The organism is Pseudomonas sp. Leaf58, assembly GCF_003627215.1.
Taxonomy (GTDB): domain Bacteria; phylum Pseudomonadota; class Gammaproteobacteria; order Pseudomonadales; family Pseudomonadaceae; genus Aquipseudomonas.
This window is the reverse complement of the sequence record NZ_CP032677.1, coordinates 1,108,748-1,129,241: the sequence shown is the minus strand read 5'-3', so window position 1 is coordinate 1,129,241 and position 20,494 is coordinate 1,108,748. Positions and strand designations below refer to the sequence as shown.

General features: G+C 64.0%; 11 protein-coding genes. 5 read left to right on the top strand and 6 right to left on the bottom strand.

Features of this window, described 5'->3' with window-relative positions; genetic code table 11:
- Nucleotides 1-148 precede the first annotated feature (148 nt).
- From DV532_RS05265 to tatA, 4 genes are all read left to right on the top strand, one after another.
- On the top strand, nucleotides 149-1,831 hold the full coding sequence (locus tag DV532_RS05265; RefSeq protein WP_056796184.1) for a ShlB/FhaC/HecB family hemolysin secretion/activation protein: 1,683 nt from the start codon (nucleotides 149-151) through the stop codon (nucleotides 1,829-1,831).
- 27 nt (nucleotides 1,832-1,858) lie between these two features.
- Nucleotides 1,859-6,352 (top strand): hemagglutinin repeat-containing protein, encoded by a 4,494-nt coding sequence (locus tag DV532_RS05260; protein WP_056796182.1) that lies wholly within the window; start codon nucleotides 1,859-1,861, stop codon nucleotides 6,350-6,352.
- 189 nt (nucleotides 6,353-6,541) lie between these two features.
- A complete protein-coding gene (locus DV532_RS05255) occupies nucleotides 6,542-8,617 on the top strand; it encodes a PhoX family phosphatase (protein WP_056796178.1) in 2,076 nt (691 codons plus the stop codon).
- A 221-nt stretch (nucleotides 8,618-8,838) separates the two neighbouring features.
- Complete coding sequence (gene tatA / locus DV532_RS05250) at nucleotides 8,839-9,075, top strand: twin-arginine translocase TatA/TatE family subunit (protein WP_056796174.1); 237 nt, start codon at nucleotides 8,839-8,841, stop codon at nucleotides 9,073-9,075.
- Nucleotides 9,076-9,192: 117 nt separating this feature from the next.
- Here tatA and DV532_RS05245 read toward each other — a convergent pair whose 3' ends face one another.
- A complete protein-coding gene (locus tag DV532_RS05245) occupies nucleotides 9,193-9,504 on the bottom strand; it encodes a hypothetical protein (protein ID WP_056796171.1) in 312 nt (103 codons plus the stop codon).
- A 3-nt stretch (nucleotides 9,505-9,507) separates the two neighbouring features.
- Nucleotides 9,508-13,407: a phosphoribosylformylglycinamidine synthase gene (gene purL / locus DV532_RS05240; protein ID WP_056796169.1), complete on the bottom strand. Its 3,900-nt coding sequence runs from the start codon at nucleotides 13,405-13,407 to the stop codon at nucleotides 9,508-9,510.
- A gap of 303 nt (nucleotides 13,408-13,710) precedes the next feature.
- Between purL and mltF the strand changes: the two genes are divergently transcribed.
- Nucleotides 13,711-15,168: a membrane-bound lytic murein transglycosylase MltF gene (mltF, locus tag DV532_RS05235; RefSeq protein ID WP_056796166.1), complete on the top strand. Its 1,458-nt coding sequence runs from the start codon at nucleotides 13,711-13,713 to the stop codon at nucleotides 15,166-15,168.
- 119 nt (nucleotides 15,169-15,287) lie between these two features.
- On the opposite strand, the gene tadA is transcribed toward mltF, so the two are convergent.
- From tadA to guaB, 4 genes are all read right to left on the bottom strand, one after another.
- Nucleotides 15,288-15,767 (bottom strand): tRNA adenosine(34) deaminase TadA, encoded by a 480-nt coding sequence (tadA, locus tag DV532_RS05225; protein WP_056796162.1) that lies wholly within the window; start codon nucleotides 15,765-15,767, stop codon nucleotides 15,288-15,290.
- On the bottom strand, nucleotides 15,767-17,149 hold the full coding sequence (locus tag DV532_RS05220) for a multicopper oxidase family protein (protein ID WP_056796159.1): 1,383 nt from the start codon (nucleotides 17,147-17,149) through the stop codon (nucleotides 15,767-15,769). Before DV532_RS05220 ends, tadA begins: the two co-directional genes overlap by 1 nt.
- Nucleotides 17,150-17,345: 196 nt before the next feature.
- Nucleotides 17,346-18,923 carry a glutamine-hydrolyzing GMP synthase gene (gene guaA / locus DV532_RS05215; RefSeq protein WP_056796155.1) on the bottom strand — a complete coding sequence of 526 codons (1,578 nt, stop codon included), beginning with the start codon at nucleotides 18,921-18,923 and terminating at the stop codon, nucleotides 17,346-17,348.
- A 78-nt stretch (nucleotides 18,924-19,001) separates the two neighbouring features.
- Nucleotides 19,002-20,471, bottom strand: a complete 1,470-nt coding sequence (gene guaB, locus DV532_RS05210; RefSeq protein WP_056796153.1) for an IMP dehydrogenase — start codon at nucleotides 20,469-20,471, stop codon at nucleotides 19,002-19,004.
- Nucleotides 20,472-20,494 lie beyond the last annotated feature (23 nt).

Sequence of the window (20,494 nt, the reverse complement as noted above, 5' to 3'; positions counted from 1 at the left end):
CAACTGACGCTGTAGGAACCTTCCCACCCTAAAGCACGAACGAGCCTTACAAGCGCCTAGGCTGGGTACTGCATCCAGGGCGAGCACTTAATTTTTAGCATTGCCGCAGACGAGTACGAAATCCGTACATCATTTGCGGGGTGCTTCAATGCGGTGCCACATTCGCCTCTGCGCCGGTTGGGCGCTCACCTGCAGCCTATCAGTGTTACTGGTCGCGCCCCAGGCGCTGGCCGACGACCCCGCCAGCCAGCAACTGCGCGATCAGCAGCACGGGCTGCGGCAGCTAGAACAACAACAGCGGCTGGACCGCTGGCAGCGCCAGCCCTCCCCAGCGGAAAACCACGACGCCACCGCCCCCCTTGCGCACAACGAGCGCTGCTGGGACATCGACGGCGTACGCGTGGCCGGCAATCGCCTGCTGTCCAACCCGTCGTTGGCGCCAACCATTCGCAGCCTGATCAGCCCGTGCATGGGCCTTGCGCAAATCAACCGGCTGCTGAAAGCCATCACGCAACGCTACGTGCAAGCCGGTTACCCAACCAGCCGGCCTTACCTGCGGCAACCGCCTCAACAAGGTGCACCGCTGGACCTGGTCATCGTCGAGGGTTTCGTCGAGTCCATCGAGCTGGCCGGCCCCGAGCTGCCCCTGTCGCTCTCCGGCGCCTTTCCCGGCCTGCTCGGGCAGCCGTTGTACCTGCCAGCCTTGGAACAAGGCCTCGACCAGCTCAACCGCCTGCGTGCCTATGACCTGACGGCCGCCTTGCTGCCCGGCGAACTGCAGGGGGGCACCCGGGTTGTGCTGCAACCGCACAAGGTGGCCTCGCGTTGGCACCTGGACAGCCGCTTCGACAACCGCGGCAGCGAGCTGACCGGGCGCCACCGCCTGAACCTTGGCTTCGGCCTCGACAGCCCGCTGGGCATCAATGACGACCTGCGCCTGTCGCTGACCAGCACGGTGCTCGATGCGCCTGGGCAAAGCCAAGGTATCTCGTTGTACTACAGCGTCCCCTACGGTGCCTGGGCCTTCGCGCTCAGCGCCAGCCAGCTGCGCTACCAGGCGCCCCTTCCCCACAGCCACCAGGTAGCCGACGGCAATAGCCGCTACCAGGGTTTGAGCGTCGAACGGGTACTGTGGCGCAATCAGCAAGGCATGCTCAGCGCCAGCGCCCGGTTGGACCGCAAGCAACTGACCAACCGCAGTGCGGGCGCGGTGATCGTCCAACAGAGCCCCACCCTGGTCTCCGTGGAGGCAGGTATCAACCTGCTGTGGCTCGAAGGTGGCTTGTGGAATGGCTTTGTCGGAGTCGCCCAGGGGGTGGACGCCTTTGGCGCCGACCGCTCGCCGCTGGGCGCGGAACGCTTGCGCCCAGATTTTCGCAAGTACCGCGCCAACCTGCTGCACCTGCGTCAGGGCCCGGCCGACCGCCCATGGCGCTGGCAGAGCGAGCTGGGCCTGCAATACAGCAGTGACCCGCTACCCGCCGTCGAGCAGTTGCTGGCCAGTGACGACTCGGCTGTGCGCGGGTTTCGCCTGCGCACCTACTCCGGCGCCAGCAGCGCTGTCTGGCGCAACACCGTCGGCCAGCAGCTGCCCGGCGCCTGGACCCAACCCTTGCAAATACGCCCCTACGTTGGCCTGGACCTGGGCTGGGCCCGCACCGCCAAAGGCAAGCCCTCCCAACGCCTTGCCGGGGCTACCGCCGGCGCCGAACTGAGCCTGCCTGGCAGCCATCTGCGCCTGGGCTACCAACGCGCCCTGTACGCCAGCGACCTGCATCGCCCACAACTGGAGCCCGGCTTCTGGGTAGTGGAGTGGGCGCTGAATATCTGATTCACCCACAACAAAGAGAACGAGAAAATGCAAACACTCTCGCAGTCACCGTGCATCCGCCCAGACGCTTTGCGCTGGGCCATCTTCCTCGCCTTGCTCGGCCCCGCCACTGCCCTGGCCCAGGGCGGCCTGGAAGCAACCAGCGGCCCTGGCGGCACGCCCGTGATCAACGACGGCCACGGCGTCCCTGTCATCGATATCGTCGCGCCAAACAGCCACGGGCTGTCGCACAACCAGTTCCTCGACTACAACGTCAATCACCCTGGGGTGGTGCTGAACAATGCCACTCAGGCCGGGCACTCGGAGCTGGCCGGCGCCCTGGCAGCCAACCCACAATTTCAGGGCCAGGCCGCCGCGACCATTCTCAACGAGGTGGTCAGCCGCAATGCATCGCTGATCGAAGGGCCACAGGAAATCTTTGGCCGCCCGGCCGATTACATCCTGGCCAACCCCAACGGCATCACCCTCAACGGCGGTAGCTTCATCAACACCACCCAAGCCGGTTTCGTAGTGGGCACGCCGCAGTTCGAGGACCAACAACTCAAGTACCTCGACACGCTCAATGCCAGCGGTACCTTGCAGGTGCTCGAGGGCGGCCAGAGCAACGCCAACGGCGCCCTTGAACTGATTGCCCCGCGAGTGGACAGCAAAGGGCTGCTCATGGCAGGCAAAGCGCTCGCTATCACCGTCGGTCGCAACCGCATCGACAGCACCAGCGGCGACATTGTCGAGCACTTGCCGGGCACCCCGTCGAGCATCGATGCCAGCCTGTTCGGTGCCATGCGCGCCGGGCGCATTCGCGTGGCGGCGCCACAGGTGCTCGGCATCGAGGGCGTCGAGATCCGCTCGGCCGGCGCCCTGCAGGTCGGCGGCAAAGCCGACCAGCCCGCCGAACTGCACAGCACACGGGGCGACTTGCGGCTAATGGCCACCGACGACCTGACGCTCGACACCATCGATGGGCAAGCATTGCGCATCGAGGCCAGGGCCGGCAACAAGCTGACCCTGGACGCCACCGCCCGCGACCAGATCGAGCGCGACAGCGACAGCTGGAAAAAGAAGTTTCTGTTCGTCACCCGCGAAACCTACGACAGCAAAACCACTACCAGCCAACGCAATCAACAAGGCAGCCAATTACAGGGCAGCGACAGTGTGCTGCTGCAATCCGGCGGCGACATGCGCTTGGTCGCCGCTACCGTGACAGCAGGCAATCAGATGACCCTCGACAGCGGCGCCAACCTGGACATAATCGCCGGCATCGACAGCCAGCGCACCGAACAGCAGGTGCGCCATCGCAAGGACTTGTGGCGCGGCGATAGCGACATTGACCAGTACCAGGAAACGGCACGCGGCAGCACCCTCGATGCCCTGCACCTTACGGTCAAGGCAAGCGGTGCAGTCAATGTGAAGGGCAGCAACTTGCACAGCCGCGGCGACATGCTGATCGCGGCCAAGCAGGCGGACATCGACACCACCACCCTGCAGCAGCGCGGTACACGGCGCAATTACCGTGGCGACCTGGTGTCCGGCAGCTTTTTTGGCGATCGCAACGGCAACGATACCCAAGGCGATGCCGTCGCCGGCAGCAGTATCAGTGCCGATGGCAAGCTCAGTGTGACAGCCGACCAGGTCACCATCAAAGGCAGCACCGTGCAGGGTAAACAGGACGCTGTGCTCTACAGCAAGGACGGCTCGCTGGCCATCGAGGCAGACCATGGCAACACCACGTCCACCGACCACGCACGCGATAGCAAGCTGTTCGGCTTGATCGGCAGTGACCGCAAAACTACCGACCGTAACCAGCAGGTGCTGGTCAGCGACGTCAGCTCGGCCAGCAACCTGCGCTTGGCCAGCGCCAAAGAAATGCGCCTCCAGGGCGCCAAGGTCGAAGCTGGCGGGCAGCTGCAGGTGGACGCCAAAGGCGACCTGCTGATAGCCAGCACGCAAGCGGTCGCTGAGCGTGAAAGCCGCGAGCAGCAACGCAGCTTCACCGCCAGCGCCCAGCAAACCCAGGACGCCGAGGATGGCAAACCCGAGTCCCGCCAGTACTCGGCCGGGGTGGCCTATGACGTTGCTACCACCAGCCAAAAGCAGCGCACGAGCGATCAGGTTGCCAGTGAGCTCAAGGGCGCCTCGGTGCACCTCGGCAGTGGCGCTCACCTGCAGGTCAATGGCTCCACGGTAACGGCCATCGCCGGCGACCTCAATGTGCAGGCCAAACAGGTGAGCCTGGGCGCAACCCGCAATGACCGCGACGTGACCAACAGCACCACACGCAGCGGTGGCGGCTTGACGGTGACTGGCGGCATCGACCGGCTGGGCAGCGTGGTGGAAGGCCATCACCCGCGCCAGGTGCATACCGAACGCGACAGCAAGGTCCAGCGCAGCACCTTGCAGGCCAGCGGAAACCTGAAGCTTGGTAGCGACAAGCTGGTGACCGAAGCCGCGCGCGTCGAGGCCGGCAAAACCCTTCAGGTAGCCGCCAAAACCATCGACAACCGGGCCGTACAGAATACCGAGGAACGCGAACAGCAACGCAGCAACTGGGCGGGCAGCCTCGGCGCCAGCGTCGAGTACCGCGACCTTACCCGCCCCATCGAGCGCCTGGTGCTGGGCGAAGAAGCCGCGCGCTTCCAGCAAGCCTCGCCTGAGGACGCCATGGCGCCACCCAGCGTTGGCGCAGACATGAGCGCAGAACATCTCAAACGCCTGGAAAACCAGCGCCGTGGCTTTGCCCATGTGAGCGAGTTGTCCGCGGCCAAAGTCGAGGTCAAGGCCGACAGCATCGCCGACCAAGGCACAGCCTGGCGCGCCAACGCCGGCACGCTGCAGATCGACGCCCGGCAACACCACCTGCAGGCCGCCGAGAGCTCCCAGGCTACTACCGTACAACGCCTGGCCTATGGCGGCGATGCGCGCCTGGACACCAGCACCGGCGAAGACCTGAATGTTCGCGCCGCTGGCAAAGGCGGCTCGCAGGCCAAACAGGACAGCGCCAGCACCGCCGTACCCGGCAGCCTGTATGGCCAACAGGGTATCCAGGTGCAGTTGGGCAGCGATGGCCGTTATGAAGGGGCGCGCATCGATGGCGGCGAAGGCAGCGTGGTCATGCACAGTGCCGGTTCGCTGGCATTACCGCAGGCAACCGACCATGCCCACCAGCAGTCTCGTCAGCTCGACGGCAATGCCTGGACCAAAGTCGGCAACCGCCCGGGCAGCACCGGTGTCGATGGCCGGGGCTACCTCGACCACGGCCAGGCGCTGGGCACCCAGAGCAAGGCCCAGGTGGCCCAAGTCGACGCCAAGGGCCAGGTACAACTGACCAGTGCCGGCGACCTGTTGCTTGAAGGCACCCGCATTGGCAGCCGCGCGGCCAAGACTGGCGACATCCTGGTACACAGCGGCGGCCGGCTGCAGGTCAAGGCCGCCAGCGATACCCAGCACGCCACGGGCACCAACCTGGGCGGCGGCCTGGAGCTGGCGGTCAAGGCTGGCAACACCAACGGCGGTGCCATTGGCGGCCACTTCAGCCACGGCAAGCAGGACCAGGATGCCCGTCAGGCTGTCGATGCCCGGTTTGTCAGCAACGGCAAACTGACGTTGAGCAGCAGCGCCCGCGAGGATATTGCCGTGCATCTGCAAGGCCTGCAGGCCAAGGCCGAACAGATCGCCCTCGACGCTTCGAACGGCGGCATGCGGGTGGAAGCGTCGGCTAACCAGGAGCGCCGCAACGACCTCGCCATCACTGCCGGGGCCGGTTTCGACATGGCCAAGGGCGCGCTCGACACCCGCGGCCTGCACGGCCGCGTCAAGGTCGACCTCGACAAGCGCGATAACCAAACCTGGAACGCCAGCAACCTGCGCGCCGAACGCATCGCCCTGCGAAGCCGCGGCGACAGCCACATCGAAGGCGCCAGCCTGGAGGCCGGGCATATCCGCGGCATGATCGATGGCGACCTGCGCATCGCCAGCCGCAAAGACAGCATCGATACCCTGAGCGTGAGCGGCGATGCCCGCCTGAGCCAGGAGAAAAACCCCCAGGGTTACGTCAACGCGGTCGGCGCGATGGCCGGACCATTGGCGGGCAAGGTCAAGGACAAGGCCGGTGCCACCCTGGGCAAGGCAGACCCAGGGCTGTCGCCAACGTTCAGCCTCGACGTGTCGCAGGTACAACGCGACAGCGTCGGCCAACAGGCCACGCTCAAAGGTAGCGACGGCATCGACCTGCAAGTCGCTGGCAGCGCTCACCTGGTAGGTGCACGCTTGCAGTCGGCCAAAGGTGATGTGGCGCTCGACGCCCACTCGGTGACCCGCGAAACGCTGAGCGGCAATGACTACCGCCGGGACCTGTCGATCGACGCGTCCAACTCAGCGGTGGACCTGGGCACGGCATTGGCCGAGTTGGCCAAGGGCAAGGGCGCTGCGGAGGGGGAAAATGCGCTGGACCTGGGGTTATTGAGGACCAGTGGCCATAGCCGCAGCGAGCAGTGGGCTTCGACTGTGCAGGGCAAGAAAAATTGAGACATGGGCGCGGCTAGTCAGGCCGCGCCTTCCTGCCAGGGCACCCGCTCACCATCCGATCAGCTCAGGCGATAAATGCGAAATCGCTCTTTGTTTTAAAGCCCGCTTTAATATTTCTGCCAATGAATCGTCATATTTGCCCACTAAAGTCGCGCTTTTCTCTAACTCAGCCAACATAAGGACGCCCTGATGAGTCGAGATACCGGCGACAACCTGAAGCGGAACCACAGCGGCAACGTGCCGATGGCCACCATAATGGACGCCTACCTCAGCCGCCGCAGCGTGATGCGCGGTAGCCTGGGCGCCGCCATCGCCATGATCGCCGGTACCGGGCTGACAGGTTGCTTCGACGGTGGTGGTTCCGAGCACGATGATCCGGTCAGCGAACCGCCGGTGCCCCAGCCCCCAGTGACAGCACCGGAAGTGCCGAAACTGGCGCTGGGCTTCCAGTCCATCCCAGGCTCACGCACCGATGCGTGCGTGGTTGCCGCCGGCTACAGCGCTTATGTGCTGGCGCCATGGGGCACGCCGATCAACAGCAACGGCAACCCGTGGAAGTCCGACGGCAGCAACACCTCGGCTGACCAGGCCAACGCCATGGGCATGCACCACGACGGCATGCACTTCTTCCCCATCAACGGCAGCTCCGAAGACGGCCTGCTGGCGATCAACTTCGAATACATCGACACCGCCGCCCTGCACCCGGCCGGCCCTACCACTGATGTGAACGGCAAGCGCCCGGTCGAGGAAGTGCGCAAGGAAATCAACGCCCACGGCGCCGGTGTGGTGCGCCTGCAGAAGGCCAACGGCCGCTGGCAAGTGGTCGACAACGACCCGTTGAACCGCCGCTTTACCACCGCCTCGCGCATGGAAATCACCGGCCCGCTGCGTGGCACCGAGCACGTCAAGAGCAAATACTCCCCCGCCGGTACCCACTGCCGCGGCACCAACAACAACTGCGGCAACGGCTACACGCCATGGGGCACCTACCTGACCTGTGAAGAAAACTGGCCGGGCATCTTCGTCAACAAGGGCACCCGCCCCGAAGACCAGCGCCGCATTGGTGTGGGCACCTCCAGCGGCCAGTACCAGTGGGAAACCGCTGCTGGTGACAGCACTGAAGTGGCCGACGAGTTCGCCCGTTTCGACGTAACTGCGAAGGGCGCCAGCGCCCTCGACGACTACCGCAACGAAGCCAGCACCTACGGCTACATCGTCGAGATCGACCCCTACAACAGCAGCACCCTGGCTACCAAGCGCACCGCGCTGGGCCGCTTCCGCCATGAAGGCTGCTGCCCAGGCCTGCCCGTCGCTGGCAAGCCGCTGGTGTGGTACATGGGCGACGATTCCAACAACGAGTACTTGTACAAGTGGGTATCCACCGCCGTCTGGGACGCCGCCGACGCCACCCCAGCCGACCGCCTGGCAACCGGCGCCAAGTACCTGGACCAGGGTAAGCTCTACGTGGCCCGCTTCAATGCTGACGGCACCGGCGTCTGGCTGCTGCTGGACGTGGCCACCACGACCACCGGCGGCAGCACCCTGGGCGCGCTGTATGGCAACCTGCCGGGCATCATCCTCAATACCCGGGGTGCGGGCGATGCGGTGGGTGCAACGCCGATGGACCGCCCGGAATGGACCACGGTCAACCCGCTGAATGGCGATGTATACCTAACCCTGACCAACAACAGCGCACGCCCCCCGGAAAAGGTCGATGCTGCCAACCCACGCGGCCCGAACCGGCACGGCCACATCATCCGCTGGCACGACAGCGACGACCAACTGAGCTTCACCTGGGACATCTTCGTGTTCGGCGCCAACGCTGCCGGCAGCGCCGACATCAACCGCTCCGGCCTGACCGAACTGAACCAGTTCGCCAGCCCTGACGGCATGAGCTTCGATAGCCGTGGCGTGCTGTGGTTCGAGACCGACAACGGTGAGAGCAGCGTGACCGACTACACCAACGACCAACTGCTGGCGGTAATCCCCACCAACCTCGTGGGCGTCAGCGGCAAACAGGTGCCGGTAAACGCGCAGAACCAGGTGGACCTGCGCCGCTTCTTCGTTGGCCCTAATGACTGCGAGGTGACTGGGATTACCTTTACCCCGGACAACAAGACGCTGTTCGTCAACATCCAGCACCCGGGTAACTGGCCGTATACCGACAAGGCCACTGATGCCACTCCGGCAGGCGCCACGGTAAGGCCGCGAGCTGCGACAGTAGTGATTCAGCGTATTGATGGCGGGGAGATCGGCACCGTCTGACAGGGTGCCCGTCAGTTGGCCTTGTGCTGGCTTGCCCGCGAAGCCACCGGCACCCGCACCTGCTGTTGCCTGCCACCCATTCGTGCCTCTGCGCCGACTAAAAAATTTCAGTCAACACCCGGGTTGTTGCAGACAGATGGCAGTGCCCGTTCGTCATGTGCCCGTCATCTGCACGAGGCAGGATTGTCGTTCCTTTTCATGGCCTTACAGGAGTGGTCGCAATGGGTGGCATTGGAATCTGGCAACTGGTGATCGTATTGCTGATCGTCTTGCTGCTGTTTGGTAGCAAGCGCCTCAAGGGCTTGGGCAGTGATGTCGGCGAAGCGATCCAGGGTTTTCGCAAGTCCATGGGCGGTGACCATGACACCCGCGCCCCCGGCCACACGCAGGTCCAGCAGCAGTGCCCGCTGACCGGCCCAGCTGCCCAGCAGCAACAGCAACCGGACCGCCAGGCCTGATGGCGGGATGAACCGGCCTATTCGCGGGCAAGCCCGCTCCCACAGGGATCTCACACTATGCAGCACCTGTGAAATCCCTGTGGGAGCGGGCTTGCCCGCGAATAGCCTTGCTGCGCTCTAGAACTCGGCGAGCCGCCAAACCTCATAGGCTGGCGTCTCGTACGGATGGCTTTGCTTGAGCGCAACGACGACCTGGGTGATTAGGTCGTCAGCCACCACCAGCTCCACCTTCCACTCCTCGACCACCTCGACCTGGCCGGTTTGCCCGAGGTACGGCTGGCTGCCGTGCAACGGGCGAAACTGGCCTTGGCCCAGGGTTTGCCAGGCGCATTGGTCATAGTCGCCGATACGCCCACCACCTGCGGCGAACACGGCAGCCTTGACCACTTCGACATGGCTGGGCGGGACGAAGAAGGCGAGCTTGTACACGCCTTAGTTCACCCAAACCCGTGCGTTACGGAACATACGCATCAGCGCGGCGTCTTCTTGCCAATCATCCGGGCGCCAGGAGTTCTGTACAGCACGGAACATACGCTCCGGGTGCGGCATCATGATGGTCACACGGCCATCGCGGCTGGTGAGGCCAGTGATACCGCGCGGCGAGCCGTTCGGGTTGGCTGGGTAGGCTTCGGTGACCTTGCCGTGGTTGTCGACGTAGCGCAGCGCCACGCAACCGGACAGGTCGGCTGCCAGCAAGGCTTCTTCGCTGGCGAACTCGGCATGGCCTTCACCGTGGGCGATGGCGATCGGCATGCGCGAACCGGCCATGCCCTGCAGGAAGATCGAGTTGGACTTCTGCACTTCGACCATGGCCACCCGTGCCTCGAACTGCTCCGAGCGGTTGCGCACGAAGTGCGGCCAGTGCTCGGTGCCCGGGATCAGTTCGTGCAGGTTGGACATCATCTGGCAACCGTTGCACACGCCCAGGGCGAAGCTGTCGGTACGCTCGAAGAAGGCCTGGAAGGCATCGCGGGCGCGGCTGTTGAACAGCGCCGACTTGGCCCAGCCTTCACCGGCACCCAGCACGTCACCGTAGGAGAAGCCACCGCAGGCAACCAGGCCCTTGAAGGCTTCGAAGTCGACACGGCCAGCGAGGATGTCGCTCATGTGCACGTCGATAGCGGCGAAGCCGGCGCGGTCGAAGGCGGCTGCCATCTCGACCTGGCCGTTGACGCCCTGCTCGCGCAGGATCGCCACTTGCGGGCGGATGCCCTTCTTGATGTACGGTGCGGCGATGTCGTCGTTGACGTCGAAGCCCAGCTTCACCGACAGGCCCGGGTTATCTTCCTCGAGCAGCAGGTCGAATTCCTGATCGGCGCAGTCGGCGTTGTCGCGCAGGCGCTGGATCTGGTAGCTGGTTTCGGCCCACTGGCGCTGCAGCATGCGGCGGTCGTCATCGAACAGCACTTCGCCGTTCAGGCTGATGGACACTTCAGCGTTGTTGACCGGCTTGCCGATCACCGCAACGCAACCTTCGCCCAGGCCAGCAGCGCTGAACTGTGCCAGTACGTCCGGGGTGGCATCCTGGCGAACCTGGATCACTGCACCCAGCTCTTCGTTGAACAGGATGGCCGGCACGTCGCCCTTGCTGTCGGTCAGCGGGTCGAGGTGCAGGTCGAGGCCGCAGTGGCCGGCAAAGGCCATTTCCAGCACGGTGGTGGCCAGGCCGCCGTCAGAACGGTCGTGGTAGGCCAGCAGGTGGCCATCTTCGTTCAAGCCCTGGATCACGGCGAAGAAGGCTTTCAGGTCCTCGGCGTCGTCGACGTCTGGTGCCTGGGCAGCGATCTTGCCGTAGGTCTGGGCCAGGATCGAGGCGCCCATGCGGTTCTTGCCGCGGCCCAGGTCGATCAGGATAAGGTCGGTTTCGCCCTTGTCCATGCGCAGTTCCGGGGTGAGGGTTTTGCGGATGTCGGTGACCGGGGCAAAGCCGGTGATGATCAGCGACATCGGCGAGGTGACGCTCTTGTCGACGCCCTCTTCACTCCACTTGGTCTTCATCGACATCGAGTCTTTGCCGACCGGGATGGTAATGCCCAGCTCCGGGCACAGCTCCATGCCGACGGCCTTGACGGTGTCGTACAGGCGAGCATCTTCGCCTGGGTGACCGGCGGCGGACATCCAGTTGGCCGACAGTTTGATGTCGGACAGTTTCTCGATGCGCGAAGCGGCCAGGTTGGTCAGGGTCTCGCCAATCGCCATACGACCGGACGCCGGAGCATCCAGCAGGGCCAGCGGGGTACGCTCGCCCATGGCCATGGCTTCACCGGTATAAACGTCGAAGCTGGTGGCGGTGACGGCGCAGTCGGCCACCGGTACCTGCCACGGGCCGACCATTTGGTCGCGGGCAACCAGGCCGGTGATGGTGCGGTCGCCGATGGTGATCAGGAAGCTCTTGCTGGCCACAGCCGGGTGGTTGAGCACGCGCTGGACGGCGTTGTCCAGGTCCAGTTCGCTCGGGTCGAAGTCATCGCCCAGCTCGGCTTCACGGGTAACCGAACGGTGCATGCGCGGCGGCTTGCCCAGCAGCACGTCGAGCGGCATGTCCACCGGGGTGTTGCCGAAGTGGCTGTCGCTGACGGTCAGGTGCGGCTCTTCAGTCGCTTCCCCCACCACGGCGAACGGGCAGCGCTCACGTTCGCAGATGGCCTGGAAACGCTCGAAGTCGACCGCGCTGACGGCCAGCACGTAGCGTTCCTGCGATTCGTTGCTCCAGATTTCGTGCGGGGCCATGCCCGGCTCGTCGTTGGGCACGTTGCGCAGCTCGAAGCGGCCACCACGGCCACCGTCGTTGACCAGCTCGGGGAAGGCGTTGGAGATACCGCCGGCGCCGACGTCGTGGATGAAGGCGATCGGGTTAGCATCGCCCAGCTGCCAGCAGCGGTCGATGACCTCCTGGCAACGGCGCTCCATCTCAGGGTTTTCACGCTGTACCGAAGCGAAGTCCAGGTCTGCCGAGCTGGCACCGGTGGCAACCGACGAAGCAGCACCGCCGCCCAGGCCGATCAGCATGGCCGGGCCGCCAAGCACGATCAGCTTGGCGCCGACGGTGATCTCGCCCTTCTGCACGTGGTCTTCACGGATATTGCCCATGCCACCGGCGAGCATGATCGGCTTGTGGTAGCCGCGCACTTCTTCACCGTGCGGGGTGTTGATGGCTTGCTCGAAGGTGCGGAAGTAACCGGTCAGGGCCGGGCGACCGAATTCGTTGTTGAACGCCGCGCCGCCCAGAGGGCCTTCGATCATGATGTCGAGGGCATCGACGATGCGCTCAGGTTTGCCGTAGGCCTTTTCCCATGGCTGTTCGAAGCCTGGGATACGCAGGTTGGACACGGTGAAACCGGTCAGGCCAGCCTTTGGCTTGGCGCCACGGCCGGTAGCACCCTCGTCGCGGATTTCGCCGCCGGAGCCAGTGGAGGCGCCGGAGAACGGGGCGATGGCGGTTGGGTGGTTGTGCGTTTCCACCTTCATCAGGATGTGCACCGGCTCCTGCACCGCACCGTACTGGCGGGTTTCAGGGTTCGGGAAGAAACGGCCAGCAACATTGCCGACGATGACCGAGGCGTTGTCCTTGTATGCCGACAGTACGCCTTCGCTGTGCATCTGGTAGGTGTTCTTGATCATGCCGAACAGGCTCTTTTCCTGAGCCTGGCCGTCGATGTCCCAACTGGCGTTGAAAATCTTGTGGCGGCAGTGCTCGGAGTTGGCCTGGGCGAACATCATCAGTTCGATGTCGTTCGGGTTGCGCGCAAGGCCTTGGAAGGCATTGACCAGGTAGTCGATCTCGTCTTCGGCCAGGGCCAGGCCCAGGTCGATGTTGGCCTTGGCCAGGGCGTCGCGGCCGCCCGCCAGGATATCGACCGAGGTCATCGGCTTGGGCTGGGCGTGGCTGAACAGGTCAGCGGCCTGCTCCAGCTGGCCGAGCACACGCTGGGTCATGCGGTCGTGCAGTTCGGCGGCGATCAGGGCGACGTCAGCGTCGCTCAGGGTGCCGGCAACGTAGTAGGCGATACCGCGCTCCAGGCGCTGGATCGACTGCAGGCCGCAGTTGTGGGCGATGTCGCTGGCCTTGCTGGCCCAAGGCGAAATGGTGCCCAGGCGCGGCACGACCAGGAACAGGCGACCGCTAGGTTCCTGTACCGGCACGCTCGGGCCGTACTTGAGCAGACGGCCCAGCACCTGCTGCTGCTCGGCGGTCAGCTCGCCGTCGACATCGGCGAAGTGGGCAAATTCGGCATACAAACCAGTAACAGCGGGGACTTTCTGGCTCAGTTGCTCGAGTAATTTACCGTGGCGAAAGGCAGAAAGGGCAGGAGCGCCGCGCAGGATCAACATCGTCGGGACAGCCTCAGGAAGGGGTGTGCTTAGAGGCCGTGCATTCTAGCCTAATTCGAAGGGTTTCGGCACCCGCTCTACACCACGGCTGCCGGGCGGCGGAACCGGACTTCGGAGTCAAATTTTCGAGGGGTTCGCCTTGAGTAATTCAGCGCCTGGGAGATCGAGCGCCGCGCGGGCGGCGCTCGATCTCCCAGGCGCTGAACCTCTAAAGGCAAGCCCCCACAGCACAGAACCCGCTACCAGACAAGCTAACAGTTGTCGAGATATGGCACGGCCAGTCCTTTGCGTATACTGCAACCTATGTTCGCCCACACTGCTTTGCGCCAGCGTTGCGCCAAATGGCTCCTCGCAACCGGACTCTTTCTGCTGCTCGGTGCCTGCGTTGAAAAACCCAGCACCCTCGAGCGCGTGAAGGAGGATGGGGTGCTGCGCGTAATCACCCGCAACAGCCCGGCCACCTACTTCCAGGACCGCAACGGCGAAACCGGCTTCGAATACGAGTTGGTCCAGCATTTCGCCGAAGATCTCGGCGTTAAGCTGCAAATCGAGACTGCCGACAACCTCGACGAACTGTACGGCTCCCTCGGCAAGCCGTCCGGCCCGGTGCTGGCGGCGGCCGGCTTGGTCAGCAGCGAGCGGCGCAAGGCCCAGGTGAGGTACTCCCACCCTTACCTGGAAGTGACCCCACAAGTCATCTACCGCAACGGCCGCCCGCGCCCCACCAACGCCAAGAGCTTGGTCGGCAAGAAAATCATGGTGCTCAAGGGCAGCAGCCACGCCGACCAGTTGGCCGAACTGAAAAAACAGTACCCTGGCCTGGATTACGAAGAGTCGGACGCCGTCGAGGTGGTCGACCTGTTGCGCATGGTCGACGAAGGCCAGATCGACCTGACCCTTGTCGATTCCAACGAACTGGCAATGAACCAGGTGTACTTCCCCAACGTGCGGGTCGCCTTCGACCTGGGCGACACCCGCGACCAGCGCTGGGCGGTGGCGGCAGGCGAAGACAACAGCCTGCTCAACGAGATCAACGAGTTCCTCGACAAGGCGCAGAAGAACGGCACCTTGCAACGCCTGAAGGACCGTTACTACGGCCATGTAGACGTACTGGGCTATGTCGGCGCCTATACCTTCGCCCAGCACCTGCAGCAGCGCCTGCCCAAGTACGAGAAACACTTCAAGAGCTACGCCAAGGTCGAGCAGGTGGACTGGCGCCTGCTGGCGGCCATCGGTTACCAGGAATCGATGTGGCAGCCGGAGGTCACCTCCAAGACGGGCGTACGCGGCCTGATGATGCTGACCCAGCGCACCGCCCAGGCCATGGGCGTGTCCAACCGCCTGGACCCGAAGCAGAGCATCCAGGGCGGCGCCAAGTACTTCATGAAGATCAAGGAAGAGCTCGACGACAGCATCCAGGAACCAGACCGCACCTGGTTCGCCCTGGCCGCCTACAACGTCGGCAGCGGCCACCTGGAAGACGCACGCACCCTGGCCAAGCGCGAGAAGCTCAACCCCAACAAGTGGCTGGACGTGAAAAAGATGCTGCCGCGCCTGGCGCAGAAGCAGTGGTATCGGCAGACCAAGTACGGCTACGCCCGTGGCGGCGAGCCGGTGCACTTCGTGGCCAACATTCGCCGTTACTACGACATCCTCACCTGGGTGACCCAGCCACAGCTCGAAGGCCAGGTAGCCGAGGGCAACCTGCATGTGCCTGGGGTGAACAAGGACAAGCCGGCGGAACAGTCGCCGCCGATGTAAACCTTTCAGCTTGCGCGGTCTTTGCTGGCTGTACGTGCATCTTCGCAGGTAAACCCACCCCTACAGGAAACCTTGAGCCCGTGTAGGAGCGGGTTTACCCGCGAAGAGGCCGGCGCAGGTTAGCCCTTGGCCCGGCGCGCCTTGAAGAAGTCGCTGAGAATCTGCCCGCACTCCTCCGCCAGCACCCCACCCTCCACCATCACCCGGTGATTGAGGAAGCCCTGGCCAAAGAACTGCCCCTGGCTCTGCACGATCCCCGCCTTGGGCTCCAGCGCGCCATACACCACCCGCATCACCCGCGAATGCACGATCAGCCCCGCACACATGCTGCACGGTTCCAGGGTCACGTACAGGGTGCTGCCAGGCAGCCGGTAATTACTGGCGGATTTCGCCGCCGCCCTGATTGCCACCATCTCGGCATGCGCACTCGGGTCACTGTCGATGATCGGCCGGTTGAACCCTTGCCCGATCACCTGCCCATGCTGCACCAACACCGCGCCCACCGGCACCTCGCCCATGGCCGCGCCCTCGGCGGCCAAGGCCAGGGCCAGGCGCATGAATTCCTGATCGCGGCTGCGATCGATGATCTGCGGACGCATCAGACCACCGTGATCGCGGCCATCAGGCCGGTTTCCATGTGGTCGATGACGTGGCAATGGAACATCCAAGTCCCCGGGTTATCCGCCACCAGCGCCACTTGGGCGCGCTCGTTCTTACCCAGCAGGTAGGTGTCGGTAAACCACGGCTCCTTGATATCGTGGCGGTTGGAGGCGATCACCTTGAAGCTCATACCGTGCAGGTGGATCGGGTGCTGGTACTGGGTCATGTTTTTCAGCTCGAAGATGTAGCTCTTGCCCTTCTGCAGCGTGGCGATCGGCCGGTCGGCGCAGGTTTTGTCAGTGATATCCCAAGCCTGGCCGTTGATTTGCCACATGCTCGACGGTTTATCCTGGTCCGTGGTGACAGCAACTTTGGCTGCCCACTCGAAATTGAAGTTAAGCTTTTCGGCATTCTCCAGGTCCGGCTCGGCGATCGGGTTGGGCGGCAGCGCCGGCGGCCAGTCACTGGGCGCGTCGTTGCTGGCCACCGAACGCAAGGTGCCCAGGCGCACGAAACCGTCACGCAGGGAAATCTCCTCACCGGCCTCGGGTATTCGAATGGCCAGGCAGATACGCATGCCGGGGCCGAGCCAGTAGTCGTCCTTCAGTGGCCGCGGCGTGATCGGATTACCATCCAGCGCATACACCCGCGCCTCGCAGTTGCCTTTGAGGTTGATGCGGTAAGTCCAGGTGTTATCCAGGTTCAGCAGGCGTACCCGTACCACCTGGCCGGCCGGCAACTCGGTGACCGAGTCAGCCTGGCCATTGATGGTGATCAAACGCCCGGCCGTGCCATTGCGCGCGGCCTCGCGCGGGATACTGAAGGGCAGCCAGGCGCCCTGCTCGTCCACGTGCCAGTTTTTCAGGCTTAGCGTGCGCTCATGCTGGAAGCCGGTCGGCTCGCGCTCCTCGACGATCAGCGGGCCGACCAGGCCGCGCCCCAACTCCTCGGAGCTGCTGACATGCGGGTGGTACCAGTAGCTGCCGGCATCCGGCACGCGGAACTTGTAGTCGAAGTACTCACCTGGCTTGACCGGCAACTGTGAAACATACGGCACGCCATCCATTTCCAACGGCAGGCGTATGCCGTGCCAATGAATGGTGGTCTCGACCGGCAGGTGGTTGATGAAGCGCACCCGCAGCCACGTGCCCTGGCGCACGCGCAGTTCGGTGCCCGGTGCAGACGGGCCGAAGGCCCAGGCTTGGGTCTTGAAGCCCGGTACTAACTCGACGTCAAGGGGCGCGGCGATCAGCTCGTAATCATGCCCGGCATTGTCGTCTTCGACCTTGCCCAGCCAGTAACGCGCCGCGCCACCGGCGCCCAGGCCAACCACAACCAGGCCGGTCAGGCCCTTGAGCATTTGTCGACGGGTGAAGGACATCGCTGCGGGTACCTCGTGTTCTGCGCAATCAAGCTGCCAGCATGGCTGGCAATGAAGGGCGAATACGATACACCTGCAAATGCGAAAGATTAAGTGAAGTGTTGTATTGCCTGTGCCGGCCTCTTCGCGGGTAAACCCGCTCCTACAGGGATCGCAGAAACAAAAAGGGCGCCTTGCGGCGCCCTTGTGGCTCAACTTATTCCCACTCGATGGTGGCCGGCGGCTTGCTCGACACGTCGTAGGTAACGCGCGAGATGCCTTCGATTTCGTTGATGATACGGCCGCTGACGGTTTCCAGCAGCTCGTACGGCAGGTGTGCCCAACGCGCGGTCATGAAGTCCACGGTCTCGACGGCACGCAGGGCCACGACCCAGGCGTAGCGACGGCCATCGCCAACAACACCAACCGACTTCACTGGCTGGAACACCACGAATGCCTGGCTGGTCTTGTGGTACCAGTCAGCCTTGCGCAGCTCTTCGATGAAGATGTGGTCGGCGCGACGCAGGATGTCGGCGTATTCCTTCTTCACTTCACCGAGGATACGCACACCCAGGCCCGGGCCCGGGAACGGGTGGCGATAGACCATGTCGTACGGCAGGCCCAGCTCCAGGCCGATCTTGCGTACTTCGTCCTTGAACAGCTCACGCAGTGGCTCGACCAGCTTGAGGTTCATTTCCTCTGGCAGGCCGCCGACGTTGTGGTGCGACTTGATCACGTGGGCCTTGCCGCTCTTGGCGCCAGCCGACTCGATCACGTCTGGGTAGATGGTGCCCTGGGCGAGGAACTGGATGTTGTCCAGCTTGCTGGCTTCGGCATCGAAGATGTCGATGAAGGTGCGGCCGATGATCTTGCGCTTCTTCTCCGGGTCGGCTTCGCCTTCCAGGTTGTCGAGGAACTGCTTTTCAGCGTCGGCGCGGATTACCTTGACGCCCATGTTCTCCTTGAACATGGCCATCACCTGGTCGCCTTCGTGCAGGCGCAGCAGGCCGTTGTCGACAAACACGCAGGTCAGCTGGTCGCCGATGGCGCGGTGCAGCAGCGCGGCAACCACCGAGCTGTCGACGCCGCCAGACAGGCCCAGCAGGACGTTGGCCGAACCCACTTGCTCACGCACCTGGGCGATGGCGTCTTCGACGATGTTGGACGGGGTCCACAGGGCTTCACAGCCGCAGATGTCTTGCACGAAGCGGGACAGAATGCGACCGCCCTGCTTGGTGTGGGTCACTTCCGGGTGGAATTGCACACCGTAGTAGCCGCGGGCATCGTCGAACATGCCGGCGATCGGGCAGCTCGGAGTGCTGGCCAGCACGTGGAAGTCAGCCGGCATCTGGGTGACCTTGTCACCGTGGCTCATCCACACGTCCAGGCCCAGCACGCCGTCAGCGTCAACGTGGTCTTCGATGCCGTCGAGCAGGCGGCTCTTGCCGACCACGTCTACGCGGGCATAACCGAATTCACGCAGGTCGGAACCTGCGACCTTGCCGCCCATCTGCTCGGCCATGGTCTGCATGCCGTAGCAGATGCCCAGCACCGGTACGTTCAGGTCGAACACGGCCTGCGGGGCACGCGGGCTATTGGCTTGGTGGACCGACTCGGGGCCGCCGGCGAGGATGATGCCGCGCGGGTTGAATTCGCGGATCGCTTCATCGGCCATGTCGAACGGGTGCAGTTCGCAATACACGCCGATTTCGCGCACGCGGCGGGCGATCAGCTGGGTGTACTGCGAACCGAAATCGAGGATCAGGATGCGGTGAGCGTGAATGTCGAGGGCCATGACTCAATCTCGTCAGTGGAAATCGGAAACGACGCGGGGCTGTCGTGACAGCCCCGCATGCTTATATTGCTGGAAGCCTCAGCCTACGCGGTAGTTAGGGGCTTCTTTGGTGATCTGCACGTCATGCACGTGGGACTCGGCCATGCCGGCACCGGTGATGCGCACGAATTCCGGCTTGGTGCGCATCTCTTCGATGGTTGCGCTGCCGGTGTAACCCATGGACGAACGCAGGCCGCCCATCAGCTGGTGGATGATCGCAGCCAGGGCGCCCTTGTAGGGAACGCGGCCTTCGATGCCTTCCGGTACCAGCTTCTCGGCGCCGGCCGAGGAGTCCTGGAAGTAACGGTCGGACGAGCCTTGCGCCTGTGCCATGGCGCCCAGCGAGCCCATGCCGCGGTAGGCCTTGTAGGAACGGCCCTGGAACAGCTCGACTTCACCCGGTGCTTCTTCGGTACCGGCGAACATCGAACCCATCATCACGCAGGAAGCACCGGCAACGATGGCCTTGGACAGGTCACCGGAGAAGCGGATGCCGCCGTCGGCGATCAGTGGGACGCCAGTGCCTTCCAGTGCTGCGGCAACGTTGGCGATGGCGCTGATTTGCGGCACGCCGACACCGGCAACGATACGGGTGGTGCAGATGGAGCCTGGGCCGATACCGACCTTGACGGCGTCGGCGCCGGCTTCAGCCAGGGCCTTGGCAGCGGCGCCGGTGGCGATGTTGCCGCCGATCACCTGCACTTGCGGGTAGGTTTCCTTCACCCAGCGCACGCGATCGATCACGCCTTTGGAGTGACCGTGGGCGGTGTCGACTACCACCACGTCAACGCCAGCAGCCACCAGGGCGGCAACGCGCTCACCGGTGTCCTTGCCGGTGCCGACGGCGGCGCCAACACGCAGGCGACCCTGGTCGTCCTTGCTGGCCAGCGGGTAGGCCTTGGCCTTTTCGATGTCCTTGACGGTCATCATGCCCTTGAGGTTGAACTTGTCGTCAACGATCAGGACTTTTTCCAGGCGGTGCTTGTGCAGCAGCTCGCGGACTTCGTTTTTGTTGGCGCCTTCGCGGACGGTGACCAGACGCTCTTTCGGCGTCATCACGTCGCGAACCTTGGCTTCCAGACGGTTTTCGAAGCGCACGTCACGGGAGGTGACGATGCCGACCAGGTCGCCGTTCGCCAGCACCGGCACGCCGGAGATGTTGTTCAGGCGGGTCAGCTCGAACAGGTCGCGCACGGTGGCGTCGGCGTCGATGGTGATCGGGTCCTTGACCACGCCAGCCTCGAACTTCTTGACCTTGCGAACTTCGCTGGCCTGCTGCTCGATGGTCATGTTCTTGTGGATGATGCCGATGCCGCCTTCCTGGGCCATGGCAATGGCCAGGCGCGCTTCGGTCACGGTATCCATGGCGGCGGAAACCAGCGGAATGTTCAGCTCGATGCCACGGGTCAAACGGGTCTTGAGACTGACTTCATTAGGCAGTACCTCGGAATAACCTGGTACAAGGAGGATATCGTCGAAGGTCAGGGCTTCTTGGCTGATACGCAGCATCGCGGGGGCTCCCGGGCGGGAAA